The 15645-nt window shown below is 62.5% G+C and carries 10 protein-coding genes and 1 pseudogene; 10 read left to right on the top strand and 1 reads right to left on the bottom strand.

What is annotated here, in order from left to right; all coding sequences use genetic code 11:
- Positions 1-137 precede the first annotated feature (137 nt).
- From KCN53_RS16270 to KCN53_RS14415, 6 genes and pseudogenes are all read left to right on the top strand, one after another.
- Positions 138-284, top strand: a pseudogene (locus KCN53_RS16270) (hypothetical protein); the annotation flags it as partial.
- A gap of 402 nt (positions 285-686) precedes the next feature.
- Positions 687-992, top strand: coding sequence for a hypothetical protein (locus tag KCN53_RS14435; RefSeq protein WP_143712249.1), 306 nt, complete (start codon positions 687-689; stop codon positions 990-992).
- Between the two features lie 193 nt (positions 993-1185).
- Complete coding sequence (locus tag KCN53_RS14430) at positions 1186-2193, top strand: glutamine synthetase (protein ID WP_088713049.1); 1008 nt, start codon at positions 1186-1188, stop codon at positions 2191-2193.
- A 77-nt stretch (positions 2194-2270) separates the two neighbouring features.
- On the top strand, positions 2271-2450 hold the full coding sequence (locus KCN53_RS14425) for a hypothetical protein (protein ID WP_143712248.1): 180 nt from the start codon (positions 2271-2273) through the stop codon (positions 2448-2450).
- A 1-nt stretch (position 2451) separates the two neighbouring features.
- A complete protein-coding gene (gene glsA / locus KCN53_RS14420; protein ID WP_088713047.1) occupies positions 2452-4059 on the top strand; it encodes a glutaminase A in 1608 nt (535 codons plus the stop codon).
- A 75-nt stretch (positions 4060-4134) separates the two neighbouring features.
- Positions 4135-5730, top strand: coding sequence for an alpha/beta hydrolase (locus tag KCN53_RS14415; protein ID WP_207790624.1), 1596 nt, complete (start codon positions 4135-4137; stop codon positions 5728-5730).
- A gap of 19 nt (positions 5731-5749) precedes the next feature.
- Here KCN53_RS14415 and KCN53_RS14410 read toward each other — a convergent pair whose 3' ends face one another.
- A complete protein-coding gene (locus tag KCN53_RS14410) occupies positions 5750-7306 on the bottom strand; it encodes a BCCT family transporter (protein WP_088713045.1) in 1557 nt (518 codons plus the stop codon).
- Between the two features lie 366 nt (positions 7307-7672).
- On the opposite strand from KCN53_RS14410, the gene KCN53_RS14405 reads away from it, so the two are divergent.
- The 4 genes from KCN53_RS14405 to KCN53_RS14390 all read left to right on the top strand — a co-directional run.
- Positions 7673-8041: a TonB-dependent receptor plug domain-containing protein gene (locus KCN53_RS14405; RefSeq protein WP_224199767.1), complete on the top strand. Its 369-nt coding sequence runs from the start codon at positions 7673-7675 to the stop codon at positions 8039-8041.
- A gap of 126 nt (positions 8042-8167) precedes the next feature.
- The gene (locus tag KCN53_RS14400; RefSeq protein ID WP_224199764.1) at positions 8168-10318 is read left to right on the top strand and encodes a TonB-dependent receptor domain-containing protein; all 2151 of its coding nucleotides are present in this window, start codon (positions 8168-8170) and stop codon (positions 10316-10318) included.
- A gap of 70 nt (positions 10319-10388) precedes the next feature.
- The gene (locus KCN53_RS14395; protein WP_088713494.1) at positions 10389-12374 is read left to right on the top strand and encodes a tetratricopeptide repeat-containing sulfotransferase family protein; all 1986 of its coding nucleotides are present in this window, start codon (positions 10389-10391) and stop codon (positions 12372-12374) included.
- Between the two features lie 376 nt (positions 12375-12750).
- A partial coding sequence (locus KCN53_RS14390) for an Ig-like domain-containing protein (protein ID WP_224199762.1) occupies positions 12751-15645 on the top strand: 2895 nt, incomplete at its 3' end.

The raw sequence follows: 15645 nt of genomic DNA, 5'->3' as shown, positions 1-15645 counted from the left end.
CGAAACCCAATCGGCAGTGGAGACGAACGGCAAGGTTCGGCAACGCACGACGATGATGGCCTCGCAGCTTGCTACACGGGAGAGAGGCGATCGGGCTGTTCTGTCCGCAATTTTAGAGGTCCCGAGGGAACGGTTCGCGCGGCTGGGCCGAAAAGCCTGCGTTCGACGTCATCCTGGTCTCTGCCGGTGGTCCGCGCATTCCCGCACCCTTGAATTCCCAGCAGGCAGAGGGGGGCGCCTCGTCATGCCTGCCGGGCAGGATCTGCCGCTGCTGGTCAGGGTAGGGCGTAGCGCCGGGGTCTGTTCGAGGAGTCGACGTTAGATCGGGTTCGGATCGTGCCGATGTTCGGCGAAAAAGAGTGGCCCGTCTCCAGTTGAGCCGAACAGAAACCGTGACGATGATCACGCAATAATTGTTCCGAATGTAGGTTCAATCGGTCTTTCCACTAACATTTCCACGAAGCTCCTCACGCGGTCTCACACGATGGGCGCGAATAAGACCGGTCATCCGATCTCAAGATTATTGGACCTGACGATGACCGAAGACTTTCACACGCCTCTCTACCGCGCCGGAATGGTTGCCCTGACCTTCGCGGCTTGCACCGCAACCGTGGCCGCCTGTCTCGCGGCCCTCTCTCTCAGCTGACGTTCTGCGGATTTTCCGCACCGACCTTATGGAGTTCTCAATGACCAATTCGAACTATGCCGCAATGTTTGCGGCCGCCGCCCTTTTCGCCATGCCGCAGCAGGCCGGTGCGCTGATGCTGGAAGACGTCGCGGGCGGCACGGCCGCACTTACTTCGTCTGTTACGGCTGTTACCGCCGGCGAGCAGCTCTGCCAGGTCCTGCAATATGGCCCGGCTCATCACAATGCGCCTCGGCGCGCGTTCCGCATGTGCGAGGAGGATACCCAGCATCTTTCCTCTCGGAAGGACGACTGCTGCAAGCTGATCGACGGGCCGCGCCGCATGTTCGGCCGAACGGTTCGCTGATCATCCGCGAGCGGGTAGGGGTCTCGCCCTGCCTGCCCGCAAGCGTCTTCAGCTGTGCTTCGAACCAACCATTCTCAAGCAGGATTCACACGCAATTTCCACGATCCTCGCCTTCGCTTCCCACCCCAGCTGCCATGATCGTTCCCACGAGGAAGCAGTCGGGTCGGCAGAATGGTGTCAGGAGGAAGATTGCATGGTGTTCGCAGAATATGTCTGGTTGGACGGCAGCCGTCCGGCACAGGGAATCCGGTCGAAGACGCGGATCGTCCCCGTGGACGCCGAATCGCCCAGACTGACGAGATTTCCCGATTGGACCTTCGACGGCGCGTTGACGGGACAGGCTGAAGGCGAGGATCAGGACTGTGCCCTGAAACCGGTATGCTTCGTGCGCGATCCGTTGCGGGAGGGCGATCATTTCCTCGTTCTGTGCGAGGTCTTCAACCCCGATGGGACGCGGCACCCATCCAGCGGGCGTGCCGATCTCCGGCTGGTGCTGGCGAACGGCGCGGAGAAGCACGAGCCGTGGATTGGCTTCGGACAGGATTACATCGTTGTCGACCGCGACGGCGCGTCCGGCGCTTCTGCCGAGCGGCCGAACGAAAGCGGCGATGCCCATTATTGCGGCGTCGGTGCGGACCGGACGTTCGGCCGGGAGATTGCGGAGGAACATGCGCGGCTTTGCGAAGACGCCGGCCTCCTCTTTTACGGCTTCAGCGCGCGCACCACGCCGGCCCGGTGGGAGTTTCGCATCGGCTATCGCGCCGCGGCACGCGAGGACCCTTCGCTTCTGCATATCTGCGACCAGCTCTGGTTGGCTCGTTATCTGCTTCTCAGAGTTGCCGAGCGGCGGGGCGTTACGATCTGCTTCGCGGCGGATGGCGGCGATGAGCCCGCACGTCTCCGCGCCACCTTTTCGAGCGTACAGATGCGGGGCGAACGGGGACTGGAGGCCATTCAGGAAAGTCTCGCCCTGCTGAAGGCAGGGCAGGCGGGCTCATCCTGCGGGATTGCCGATCCCATGTCCGCCGCAGGGCTGGCGTCCTTTCGCATCCCGTTGGACGTGGAACAGCAGGGCGCGGGATACTTCGAAGACAGGCGCTCCGGGGCCGACGCCGACCCCTATCGCCTCGCGGCGCGGCTTGCCGCAGAGATTTTTCGGGTCGGCGAAGAATGCGGTCAGCCTGACCTGATGGTCGCCTGATACGGCTCATACGCAGCGGGCCTTTCCGCGGCGAGTCAGGCAAGAACCGTTCATGTCATAAAATGAAAGATGTCGTCATGATTAGCATAGTCAAACTTACGTTCGGGGTGCTGGCACTTTGTTTTTCGGGCCTGACCGTGAAGTCGGCGGGCGATTTGACATTGCCGCTTGCCCCAAACCTACTCCTGTTTGCCTTCATCGGCGCGCTGCTTTGTCTGGTGATTGCCGGACGCCGTGCAGCGGAGGGAGCGGACTGAAATGACCGAATTCCCTGCCAGCGAGGCGGTGCAAGCGGGAACGGCGGATCTCGCCGGCCTCTACCGCTCCGTCTTTCGGGATGGCGGGGAGCCGCCGCGGCCATGGGACGTGCTCGCCTCGCTTCGGGAAGCCGGCCTGAAAGAGGGCGACCCGCGGCTGCGCGCGACTTTTGCGAACTTCGGCTCTGCGGACCCGGGCGAGGCGCTCAGTCTGAAGCGGTTCGGGGACCTGGTCGCCGCGGAGGAGGTTTCCCTTTTCCAGCGAGCTCTTGCCGGCCGCTTGTCAGTCCCGGATTTCGTCGGATTCGGTGATGAGGTTCGCGCGTTGTTCGAGGATGCTCGCGACTATCGGGGCGGCGAGGTGGCAACCTATATTCCGCAGCTCGCCCGCGTCGACCCGGAACATTATGCGCTGGGGCTGTGCACGGTCGACGGACAGCGCCTGTCCCTTGGCGACGACCGGCAGAGCTATTGTGTCCAGTCGACCTGCAAGCCGATCAACTATGCCCTCGCACGCGACCTGTTCGGGCGCGAGAAAGTCCATGCTCATGTCGGACGCGAGCCATCTGGCCGGTCGTTCAACGAACTGACCCTGAACCCGCTAGGCTTGCCGCACAATCCGATGATCAACGCCGGGGCCATCATGTGCGCCTCGCTGATCAGGCCGGAGGCTCCGCTCGCGGACCGTTTCGACTTCGTGATGCAAAAGTGGCGCGACCTCGGCGGCGGCGAGCCCGCGGCATTCGATAACGCCGTCTACCTCTCCGAAAAGGCAACGGCCGACCGGAACTTCGCGCTTGCCTATTTCATGCGGGAAAACAATGCCTTCCCGGACGATACCGATCTGGCGGAGACACTGGACTTCTACTTCCAGTGCTGCTCGATAACCGTGAACGTCCAGCAGATGTCCGTCGTCGCTGCGACCTTGGCGAATGGCGGAATCTGTCCCGTTACAAGCAGGCGGGTGCTTAAGGCCGAGACGGTCAAGGACTGCCTGTCGTTGATGTATTCATGCGGGATGTACGACTTTTCCGGCGAGTTCGCCTTTGCGGTCGGCATGCCGGCGAAGTCGGGTGTCTCCGGCGCCTTGATGCTCGTCGTTCCCGGAGTTTGCGGATTTGCCGTCTGGAGCCCGCGCCTCGACCGCTGCGGCAATTCCGTCCGCGGTGTGCAGTTCGCTCAGACGCTGGTCCGGAAATTCGCCTTTCACAGCTATGCGAATATGGTGGAGGATCAGTCTCTGGTCGATCCCACAGTATCCCGTGTTGTGCGTTCCTGCGACGCCGCCGGTTATCTGTGCGCAGCGGCAGCCCAAGGCGACGTCAGCGAACTTCGCCGCCTCATTGCCGCCGGAACCGATGTTTCACGCAGCGACTATGACGGGCGCACCGCGCTTCACCTGGCTGCGAGCGAAGGGCAGCTCGAGGCTGCCAGGCTCCTCATCTCGGCAGGATGCCCTCGAACGCCGCGCGACAGATGGGGCAATACCCCCCTCGACGATGCGAAGCGCGAAGGGCGCAGGGCAATGGTCGACTTGCTGACGCCGAGCGCAAACGCGCGAGATGCAAAACGGGCAGGACACGAAAACAGGCGTGCAAAAGCGGCCTGAAGCGCCGAAACTGGCATTTATCCGGTATGCTGAGGGGGTGTGCGGAGAAGCTGCCCGGAAGGGAACATGCAGGCAATGATTTCGATTCGAACGCTCGGCTCGGTAGAGGTCACTCACGATGGAGAGGGGCTGCCGCTTCCTGCTTCGCGGAAGACCCGGGCACTACTCGGCTATTTGGCGCTGATGGGGGCGCCTCAGCGGCGTGATCGTCTCTGCGAGCTTTTCTGGGAAGTGCCCGATGATCCGCGCGGTGCGCTGCGCTGGTCGCTGAGTAAGCTGCGGCCGGTCGTGAATAGCGGCGGGCGGACCCGCCTGCTCGCCGACCGCGAGCGTGTGCAGCTAGATCCCGAGGGGGTGGACGTCGACCTCGACCGGGTCCGCCGGGCTGCCGACGAGGCGGAGGAGACGTCCACTGACGATCTCGCCAGCGCATGGGAAATGTCCGACTGCCTGCTGATGGAAGACTGCGAGCTTCCGAACCAGCCCACCTTCGCGGCGTGGCTTGAGCATCAGCGGAACGAGGTAACGCGCCTCCGTATCAAGATCGCCCGCCGGCTGGCAACCTGTACGGCGCTTCCCCCCGAAGATACGGAAAAATGGTCGGAACGCTGGCTACTCGATGCGCCTTTCGATCCGCAGGCGGCCCAGCATGCCGTCGGGTCGCGTCGTCGCCTGGGGCGGGAGCGGGAGGCAGTTTCTCTCGCCGCGCAGCTGGAGCGCTCGTTTAAGGAAGCGGGCCTCGAGCCCCCGCTGTGGGACGACGACCTGCGCGCCGGTCCGCGGGCGCCGTTGCCGGCGGATGACCTGCCGGCAGAAAGCCAGCCGCCGCCTCGCCAGTCGATCAGGTTCGTTCAGGCAGAGGACGACATCGCGCTCGCCTGGGCCTCTGTCGGCGATCCAGGCAACCCGCCGCTCGTAAAGGCTGCGAACTGGCTGTCCCACCTGGAGCTCGACTGGGAAGCGCCGATCTGGAGTCCGCTCTTTCGCGAACTGGCGGAGTCCTATCACTTCATCCGCTATGACGAGCGGGGGTGCGGCCTGTCGGACTGGGACGTTCCAGAGATCAGCTTCGACAGTTTCGTCAGGGATTTGGAACTGGTGGTCGACGCCGCCGGGATCGACCGCTTCCCTCTCCTCGGCATCAGCCAGGGGGCGGCAGTTTCGGTCGAATATGCTGCGCGCCACCCGGACCGGGTCTCGCATCTGATCCTCTTCGGCGGATATGCTGCGGGTTGGCGTCATACTGCGCCGCCGGAAGAGGTGCGCGAGCGGGAGGCTGTGATGGTCCTGACCGAAACGGGCTGGGGGCGGGCGAACCCCGCCTACCGGAACCTCTTTTCGCAGACCTTCATGCCCGACGCGACAGCCGAAGAGCTGCAATGGTTCGACGAGTTTCAGCGGCGCACGACCTCCCCGGAAAACGCCGCCCGCTTTCTCGAAGCCTTCGCGAATATCGACGTTCGCAGCCGCCTGAAAGACGTTCAGGCGCCCACCCTGGTTGTTCATAGCCGCGGGGATCTGCGTATTCCCGCCAGTTCGGGCCGGTCGATCGCGTCGCAGATCCAGAATGCCGAATTTTCCGGGTTGGAGAGCAACAACCATCTGCTTGTCGGGCGCGAAGGCGCGTCGGGCGATTTCCTCTCCGCCGTACGACGTTTCCTCGCCAGCTAGGCCAAGCGGTCCGAGGCCGTCACGCCCTCAGCTTGGCGAGGCGAGCCGACTCCTGATGCAGCATTCTGAACAGTCCCGCACCCATCGCAAGGAGGACCAGAGCGAAGGGAAGTCCGGTTACGATCGCTGCCGTCTGCAGTGCGGACAGGCCGCCGGCATAGAGCAGCGCCGCGGCGAGCGCGCCGATGGCGACGGCCCAGGTCACGCGTGATCCGAAACCGGCATGATGCTGCCCGCCCGAGGCGATCATTGCGGTAACGAGCGCTCCGGAATCCGCCGAGGTGACGAAAAAGGTGGCGATGATGATGATGGCGATGGTCGAGGAGACTGCCGCCAGCGGGAAGTTCGTCAGGAAGGTGAACAGCGCATCCGGCATGCTGGCATTCACCGCGTCGGCAAGACCGCCCTGGCCGAACAGTTCGACGAAGATGGCGCTGTTCCCGAACACCGTCATCCACGCAAAGGTGAAGAGGGTCGGCACCAGCAGCACCCCGGCGACGAATTCCCGCACAGTGCGGCCATAGGAAATGCGCGCGATGAAAATCCCTACGAAGGGCGACCAGCTGATCCACCAGGCGTAGTAGAAAATGGTCCAGTCGCCCTGCCATTCGGTCGAACTGTAGGTCTCCGTCCAGGTCGAGAGATAGAGGAATCGCTGCAGGTAATAGCCGATGTTCTGCACGAACCCGTCGAGGATGAAGACCGTCGGCCCCAGGATGAACACGAACGCGGCAAGCCCGAGCGCGAGCAGCATGTTCGCCTCAGACAGGCGCTTGATGCCGGTATTGAGACCGAGGCCGACGGAGATGGTGGCAAGGCCCGTGATAAAGGCGATGAGGAGGAACTGCACGAACGGCGTTTCGGGTACGCCCAGCAGGATATCCAGCCCTGCGTTGATCTGTGACGCTCCGAAGCCCAGCGACGTTGCGACGCCGCAAACGGTCGCCACGATCGCCAGAACGTCGATCAGGTCGATGAGGAGGTTGGGAATGCGGGGAAACGCTTCCTGAAGGAAGCCGCCGATGCTTAGCGGGCGGTTCCGGTTGAACGCCGTGAAGGCCAGCGCGAGGCCAATAATGGCGTAAATCCCCCAGGCATGCAGGCCCCAGTGCAGGAAGGTGAGGCCCATCGCATGTTGGGCGTTGGTCGCCAGGCCGCGGGGCAGGATCGCCTCGGGATTGGAAAAGGCCGTCGCCGGCGGGTTCGAAAAGTGCATGATCGGCTCGGCGACGCCGTAGAATAGCAGTCCGATGCCCATCCCGGCGCTGAACAGCATGGCGAACCAGGTGGGCAGGCTGAACTCCGCCTTCGCCTTTCGCCCGCCCAGCTTGACCCGACCGAGGGTCGAGAAAGCGAGTACGGCGCACAGGACCAGCAGGCAGTTGACGGTCAGCACCAGAAGCCATCCGAAATCGCCGGTAATCTCGGTCTGCATGGCCGAAAACACCGCGCCGGCCCCGTCGGCATTCCAGAGGGCGGTCCCGATCAGGGCCGCGATTAGAAGGATCGCACCATAAAAAACGGTCGGTTTGAAATCTGCCTCGGCACTTGCTGCCTGACTTGAGCCATTTGCCATATCAGAAGATCAACACCTTGTAAAAAACATGTAAAGGATCTCGCGTCACTTGAACAATACGTGGCTAGACACTTCCAGTATGAAATGCGCTTGTAGTAATAAATACAGATAACGCAAAGTAAAGCGATCCGCGGCGGTTGGCTTTTGCCTAAAGCAACTGTTGCAAGAGGGCAACGGGTGTCCGCGTTGTTGCCTCTCGCGCCGCTCCATCTGTGGTCGTGATGGGCCCGATTTGCTAGCGGAGCGCGCATCCGGATCATTCTATTCTAGCGGCGCGGCTCCCGCGCCGTTCGCGCGCGGGCGGAGCCGACCTGCGCGGCGAACATACAGGCTGCATGCTCCGGTGATTGGACAATGGGGAAAACAATGAAAAAACTTACCACCATCTCTTCAGCTTCCGCCCTTGCGATCGCGCTTGCCGCGCCGGTTCTCGCTCAGGAGGCTGCACCCGAACCGCAGGTTCGTCAGGGCGGCAACGCCGTGATCGTCGTGACCGCCACCAAGCGCTCGGCCGATCTCCAGGACGTGCCGGTGTCGGTACAGGCCCTCGGCGGCGAGGCGCTCGAAGAACTCGGCGTTGCCAATTTCCGCGACTATCTCGTCGAGCTTCCCAATGTGACGGCAGGCGGCAGCGGGCCGGGGCAGAGCACGATCTACATTCGCGGCCTCGCTTCGACGACGCCGAACCTCACGACCGCGGGCGTCGCCGGCTTGGCGCCGAACGTCGCGCTTTAGCTCGACGAGCAGCCGCTGTCGCAGCCGGGCCGCAACCTCGACGTCTACGCCGCCGACCTTGAGCGGATCGAGGTCCTCGCCGGCCCTCAGGGTACGCTCTTCGGGGCAAGCTCGCAGGCCGGTACGGTGCGCCTGATTACCAATAAGCCGGAACTCGGGATCTTTGGTGCCGATATCAATGCCGGCGTGTCCTTTACGAAGGACGGCGAGATGTCGACGAACGCCGAGGCGGTTCTGAACGTGCCGGTGACCGACAATCTGGCGGTTCGCGGCGTCGTCTATATCGATGATCAGGGCGGCTATATCGACAATCTCGCGGGGACGCGCGATGCGTCCGAAAGCGCGCGCTTCCGTCCGGCAGGCACGGTACGTGACAACGGCGTTCCGGTCAGTGACCGCCGCGCCGGTTTCCAGGCGGCTTCCGATCTCAGCGGCGTCAACTTTCTCGAGGCGGACAATTCCGACCTTGTCGAAGATGACTTCAACGACACGCAATATTCCGGTTTCCGGATCAGCGCGCTTTATGAGTTCTCGCCGGACTGGCGTCTGACCGTGGCTCATTCGCGTCAGAGCATCGAATCCGACGGCGTGTTCTTCGCCGATCCCGATCTCGATCTCGACGATCTTGAAATCCAGCGTTTCGAGGATGACCGCCTCGAGGACGACTTCTCGAATACGAGTTGGACGGTCGAAGGTCGCCTGGCGATGCTCGACGTAGTTTACTCGGGTGCCTACACGGAGCGTGAGGCGCAGCAGCGCGTGGACTATTCCGACTATCTGTTCGTCGGTCAGTATCTGCCCTATTATATCTGCGACGGCTCGGTCAGCTATCCTGGCGATGCCGCCCCCAGCGGCACGTGTCAGGCGCCGAACCTGTTCGTCAACTCCGACACGGATACGACGGTGTTCACGCAGGAACTGCGCTTCAATACGCCGGAAGATTACTGGGTCCGCGCGACGGCGGGCGGATTCTACTCCGACCTGGAGCTGAAAGAGCGAAACGACTTCACCTATCCGGGCAGCGCAATCGCGCAGCCCTTCGGCGGGTTCGCTCCCAATTTTCCCTTTCCCGGGGTTTATCAGAGCGACGCCGGTCCGTTTCCGCGCGGCGTCATTTTCCGTAACGATGTGAAGCGGACCGATGAGCAGTTCGGGTTCTTCGGCGAACTTACCGTCGACGTCATTCCCGACACGCTCTCGCTGACCGGCGGGGTGCGCTACTACGACGTAGAGGTCGATCTGGAGGGCACGGCGAACAGCTCTTTCTGTAACGCCGGGGCTGCCGACGATGCCAACGCCTTCGGTACGAACATCTCCGACCTGTATGACGGGAACGGCGAATATACGTTCATCGGCAGCTGCGATGCCTCGCTTCGCCAGACCTTTACTGCGGGCCAGTCGATCGACGAGATCATGGCGGCCGGCCTGTCCCAGGCGCAGGCTACACAGGTCTTCAATGCACTGCAGGCGCCCGACAGCGCGTCGACCGACGGCTTCATCTTCAAGGGGACGGTCAACTGGACGCCGACGAACGATCTGCTGTTCTACGCGACCTACTCCGAGGGCTTCCGCCCCGGCCTTCTGAACCGTCCGGGCGGCGCCCAGGGACCGGGTGGCTTCACCGTGCCCTTCGCCCTCGATACGGACGAGGTGAAGAACTACGAGCTGGGCTGGAAGACGGACCTGTTCGACAATGAGCTTCGCCTGAACGGCAGCATCTTCTACGTCGATATCTCGCGTCTTCAGACGACGATCTTCGATCCCTCGATCACCAACCTGTTCTTTTCGGACAATGCGGCGGACGCGGAAATCAAGGGTCTGGAGGCTGACTTCACCTATTCGCCCTATGCGGTTCCCGGTCTGACGGTGGCGGGTGCGATCTCGATCCTCGACACCGAGATTACCGAGGTCCTGACGCCGACGGACGATGTGCAGGTGGGTAGCGACCTTGCCTACGCTCCCAGCTTCCAGGGCAATCTGCGTGTTCGCTACGAATGGGATCTGAACCGCGACATGACGGCCCATGTCATGCCGCAGGTTGCCCATTCGGCGTCGAAGTTCACGGATATCGTCGATATCAACAAGCTGAAGCTGGACAGCTACACGACTTTCGGCCTGACGGCTGGCATTGCCCGGGACGAATGGTCGTTCGAAGTCTTCGGTGAGAACCTGACCGACGAGCGCGCCGAACTGTCCGGCGATTTCTACTACGACCGCGCGCGGATCACGGTGAACCGCCCGCTCACGGTCGGTGCCCGGATCTCCTACAGCTACTGATCCGAGCGACGACGAGGTCTTCGGCCGGGGCGGCTTGCCGTCCCGGCCGCAAGGCGACATGTCACCCGGCATGACCGACGCGAGCGTACGCCCCTCGACCGATTTGGAAGATGCCAAGCAGGCCCTGCAGAATGGCCGCTACGAGGATGCCGTTCGGCTGGCGGCTGACGCGCTGCAGGTGGATGCCGAGGATGAGGAAGCACTCTATATCGCCGCGGTCGGCAGCCGTTACGCCCGGCAGGTCGAACGGGCAGGGGACTATCTCGACCGCCTGATCGCCCTCGTTCCCGAATATGGCCGGGCCTGGCAGGAACGTGCGCACCTTGCCCGGGACACGGGGCGCAGCGATGCGGCGCTTGCCGCCTATGCCCGCGCCGTCCAGTACAACCCCGCCTTGATCGCGAGCTGGGAAGCGCAGGCGCGTCTCCTGTCCGCGGCCGACAGGTCGGAGGAAGCCGCCGCAGCGAGCTTTCAGGCAGACCGGCTGAAGCGCCTGCCAAAGCTTCTTCTCGCAGCCATGAACCTGCTGCACGAGGGGAAGGTGCTGAAGGCCGAAGCCGCAGTTCGCAAATTCCTCCAGGCCAATCCGAAGAATGTCGAGGGAATGCGGCTGCTTGCCGACATCGCCGGCCGGCTCGGCATCGTGGAAGAAGCCGAATTCCTTCTCGAAAGCGCCGCCACGTTCGAGCCCGACAACATCCAGGTCCGCCTCGACTATATCCAGATCCTGCGAAAGCGTCAGAATTTCGCGGAGGCGCGCGCCGAGGCGCAGAAGCTGTACGACCGCGATCCGTCCAGCCCGGTCTTTCAATCGCATCTGGCCATCGAGAGCATGCAGACCGGCGATTATGAAACGGCGCACCGGCTGTTCGAAACGATCCTCCAGCGGTTGCCCGACGACCCCGCCACGCTAACTTCGCGCGGCCATGCGCTGAAGACGACCGGCGCACGCGAACAGGCGGTTGCATCCTATCGCCAGGCCGTCTCCGCAAAGCCCGACCACGGCGACGCCTGGTATGCGCTGGCGAACCTGAAGACCTACCGTTTTTCTCCCGACGAGATGGCGGTCATGAAGCGGCAGGAAGCGCGCGGCGATCTGGCGCTGAAGGACCGCATCCACCTGTGCTTCGCGCTGGCGAAGGCCCATGAGGACGCCGCGGACTATGAAGCGTCCTTCGACTATTATGAACGCGGAAACGAGGTGAAGCGGCGCCAGAGCCGCTACGACGCGGACCAGATGACGGCTGAGCTGCGCGCGCAGGAAGAGGTCTGCACCCCTGAGCTGTTCGCGCGGCAGGCTGGCAAGGGGTATCCGTCGCCGGACCCCATTTTCATTCTCGGGCTGCCCCGGGCGGGATCGACGTTGCTGGAGCAGATCCTTGCCTCCCACAGCCAGATCGACGGGACGCTCGAACTACCCAATATCCTTGCGCTGTCGCATCGCCTGCGCGGACGCAAGAAGGCCGGGGCGGACCCGCGCTACCCGCAGATTCTGTGGGATCTGACGAGCGAGCAGCTGGAGCAGTTCGGCCGCGACTTCATCGAGAATACGCGTATCCATCGTCAGGGTGCGCCCTTCTTCATCGACAAGATGCCGAACAATTTTCGCCATATCGGCCTCATCCACCTGATCCTGCCCAACGCGAAGATCATCGATGCCCGCCGGGCGCCGATGGACTGCTGCTTTTCAGGCTTCAAGCAGCTCTTCGCGGAGGGCCAGGAATTCACTTACGGACTGCGAGAGGTCGGGCGCTACTATAGCGACTATGTGCGCCTGATGGATCATTGGGACCGCGTGCTTCCCGGCAAGGTGCTGCGCGTCGAGCATGAAGACGTGCTCGACGACCTGGAGGGCCAGGTGCGGCGCATGCTGGACTATATTGGCGTGCCGTTCGAGGAGGCGTGCCTCGATTTTCACCGGACGGAGCGGGCTGTGCGAACGGCCAGTTCCGAACAGGTCCGCCGACCGGTGAACCGGGAGGGGGTATCCGCCTGGAAACCCTTCGAGCCGTGGCTGGACCCGCTGAAAACCGCTTTGGGGCCGCTGGCTCCCTGACGCAGACGCGCGGCGGGCCCTCCCGCCGATCGCCTCTGGCGACGTTGAATTTGTTATCGGGATCAATACCCTACTCATTTTGCGTGTCTTTTCGCTAGCCGGGACCCATATGCTTTCCTAGGTATTAATACCCAGAGTTCTAGGCACAGCTGGGCGGCGTGCCGGGCGCGACTGCCCGGTGCGGCCTCCTTGGGTGCCGGTCTCGACCGTCGTGCAGGTTCCGGTCCGCGCGGGGCGCGGGCGCCGGTACAGGCGGCGTAAAAGAGGACGGCGGTATGACGTTCAACGAGCCCAAGGTGCAGCGAAAGCGCGGCTGCAATATCCGTGCGGGGGCCACTCCTCGCCTTCCCGACTTTCCCAACATGGAGAACATCTAATGGCCGTCGACGCGAAGCTGGTGCTGAATACGAATTTCGAATCCTACACGCGGTCGACGCCCCTCGTTCCGGACTATGCCGACCAGACGCTGGTGGCGATCACCGCCGACAATGTGGTCTACACACATGCGGATGACGGCAGTTCGGCGACCGAGGGCACCTTCTTCGAGGTGTCGGGGCAGAATGCGACGATCAACGTACAGAGCGATATCGCCGCGCCTGAGATCCTCTCGGTGACGGGAAGTGCGGGCGTCGAGTTCAACGTGAACGGCGGGGTCGTCACCGGCGACATAAGCGGAGGCGTGGGCGCCGACGAGTTCAACTTCCTCGACGGCGGACTGGTCGTACCTGCGGCTAGTGAAGTTCCTGGTGAGGAGACATTGATAAGCCTGGGTGAGGGCGATGACACCGCTTATTTCGACCTGGACCAGTTCGAACTTGTCGGACTTCCGAACTGGGGGCCGCTTGACAATCCTGACCCCGGTTATTCTGCGCCGGCCCTGATCATCGACGGCGGGTCGGGGCCAGACACGGTCCGGATCAGCGCGGCGCTCGCTGCGAGCGAACTTAGCGTCGTTGGACTGCGCGGCGTCGAAACGCTCGTTCTCGATCCACCTCTCGAGAATTCATCGGATATCACCTTTCACTTGGAAGCGGTAAGCAGGCTGATCCAGAACTCGACAGGCTTGCAAACCCTGCGCTTCGATCTTGAGGACGGCGCACCCGATTTTGAGCTGTGGGATGTAACCTTAGACACCGTCGAGGTCGGTTCTCTCAACTCGCTTAGGCTTCGTAACGTCGATATCAGCAACATCCTCGGGACAGAAGACAGGGATCGGGTTGCTGTCGCGACTACCTCCGTCACTCCCACTTCCTCCACGATAGGCTCTATTGATCTTGCCGGAGGAAATGACAGCTTTTCACTTTCCAACGGCAACGTGGCCCCGATGGCATCGGGCAGTATCGACGGAGGTGATGGCTTCGATAGTTTCAGCGCGGATGGCGAAACCATCGAGTTTGATATCGATACGCTCGTCAATTTCGAGTATCTGGAGCTTGCTCGCGGCATCTATTCGGGTGACGCAGGCGCCATCGAGGTGGAGTCTCGCGGAGCCACGCTCGATGGTTTTACAGCTGATCTGATTTATCTGGCGAAGGACGGAGGTTCGGCCAACCTGACGTCGACGAGTGTCGTGGGCGCGGTAGAGTCACGTCTGCCAAACTCATTTTCGTCGGCCACAAGCCTTGTCAACAATGGTGAGGTGACTGGAGATGTCGGCATTCGCGGGACCGAAGACGAGTACGGCATCTACGATGGTTCGGGGGGCGGCACGGTTGGCGGTCAGGTAACTGGTTCGGCAGGGCTTGAGAGATTCATCGGCGGGGCTGCAGCCGACAACTTCGATACTGGCGGCGGCGATGACGAGCTCATTGGGGGCGGAAATGCCGATGTTCTGACCGGTGGGGAAGGAGCGGACAGGTTCATTTATCGTGAAGCCGGGGACAGTACTGCGTCAGCCCGGGATACGATCACCGATTTCGCGACTGGGACGGATAGGCTCGTTCTTGGCTACGACGAAGTTCTGACGCTCGACATCGACTCGACAGCCGCTGGTACGGTCATCTCGGGAACTGCCGTCGATGACGGCGTGACCTTCGACTATGAGATTTTGTCGACCAACCTGGTCGCCCGTGACGATATCGACACCTTGGGCGCCTTCTCGGCAAACAATGACCGCGCAGAAACAACTGCGGACAGCTCGGTGACGGTTAATGTGCTCGCCAACGATATTCTTCCGCCCGAGCGGAGCGGGGAGACGATCACGGTGGAAATAGTGGGGATATCCGGAACGCCGCAGGGAAGCGCGACCGTAAACCCGGACAACTCGATTACTTACACGCCGGGCACGGGCCAGACCGATGACGAGGTCGTTACCTACCGTCTCGTTGATTCATACGGACGCTCGGTAGAGGCCCAGCTGACCGTTGAAATTACGCCGGTAAATGCCAGCCCCGTTGCGGTTGATGACAGCGCGACCGTCGCTGAGGACGGCACGGTGACCATCGATGTCCTGGCGAATGACACCGATGCGGACGGTGACGACCTGTCGATCGGGTCGTTGTCGAACGTTACGGGTGGCAGCGCGGCTGTGGTCGGCGGCGAGGTGATCTTCACGCCTTCGGCAAATTTCTACGGCGCCGCTGGGTTCACCTACACTGCAAGCGATCCTGACGGCGCGACGGCGACCGGGAATGTCGTCATCGATGTCACCGCCGTGAACGACGCTCCCGTCGCGGTGGATGACAGCGCGACGGTGGCAGAGGATGGCTCGGTCACCATCGATGTCCTGGCGAATGACACCGATGCGGACGGTGACGACCTGTCGATCGGGTCGCTGTCGAACGTTACGGGTGGCAGCGCGGCTGTGGTTGGCGGCGAGGTGATCTTCACGCCTTACGCAGATTTCTACGGCGCCGCTGGGTTCACCTACACTGCAAGCGATCCTGACGGGGCGACGGCGAGCGGGAATGTCGTCATCGAGGTCACTGCCGTTAACGACGGTCCCGTCGCGGTCGACGACAGCGCGACGGTGGCGGAGGATGGCTCGGTCATGATCGACGTGCTCGCGAACGACACCGATGCCGACGGCGACCTACTCGATATCGTCGAGGTGTTCGCCTTGACGAACGGCACGGCGCAGATCGTAAATGGCGAGGTCGTGTTTACTCCGACCGCCGGATTTTCCGGGGCGGCGGGCTTTTCCTACACCGTCGAGGACCCGTCGGGTGCCGAAGCGACCGGGGATGTGGATGTCACTGTTACGGCTGCTCCTCCGCCCCCGCCACCGCCCCCGAACCAGGCGCCGGTTGCGGAGAACGACAGCGCGACGGTT

It is taken from the genome of Pacificimonas aurantium, from assembly GCF_020092905.1.
GTDB lineage: Bacteria > Pseudomonadota > Alphaproteobacteria > Sphingomonadales > Sphingomonadaceae > Pacificimonas > Pacificimonas aurantium.
The sequence above is the reverse complement of the archived record's forward strand: the minus strand, read 5'-3'. Positions and strand labels throughout refer to the sequence as shown.

Bases quoted from the DNA above. Each gene is read 5' to 3' on its own strand.
- KCN53_RS14435 (WP_143712249.1), top strand. From the start codon at position 687: ATGACCAATTCGAACTATGCCGCAATGTTTGCGGCCGCCGCCCTTTTC.
- KCN53_RS14430 (WP_088713049.1), top strand. From the start codon at position 1,186: ATGGTGTTCGCAGAATATGTCTGGTTGGACGGCAGCCGTCCGGCACAG.
- KCN53_RS14425 (WP_143712248.1), top strand. From the start codon at position 2,271: ATGATTAGCATAGTCAAACTTACGTTCGGGGTGCTGGCACTTTGTTTT.
- glsA (WP_088713047.1), top strand. From the start codon at position 2,452: ATGACCGAATTCCCTGCCAGCGAGGCGGTGCAAGCGGGAACGGCGGAT.
- KCN53_RS14415 (WP_207790624.1), top strand. From the start codon at position 4,135: ATGATTTCGATTCGAACGCTCGGCTCGGTAGAGGTCACTCACGATGGA.
- KCN53_RS14410 (WP_088713045.1), bottom strand. From the start codon at position 7,306: ATGGCAAATGGCTCAAGTCAGGCAGCAAGTGCCGAGGCAGATTTCAAA.
- KCN53_RS14405 (WP_224199767.1), top strand. From the start codon at position 7,673: ATGAAAAAACTTACCACCATCTCTTCAGCTTCCGCCCTTGCGATCGCG.
- KCN53_RS14395 (WP_088713494.1), top strand. From the start codon at position 10,389: ATGACCGACGCGAGCGTACGCCCCTCGACCGATTTGGAAGATGCCAAG.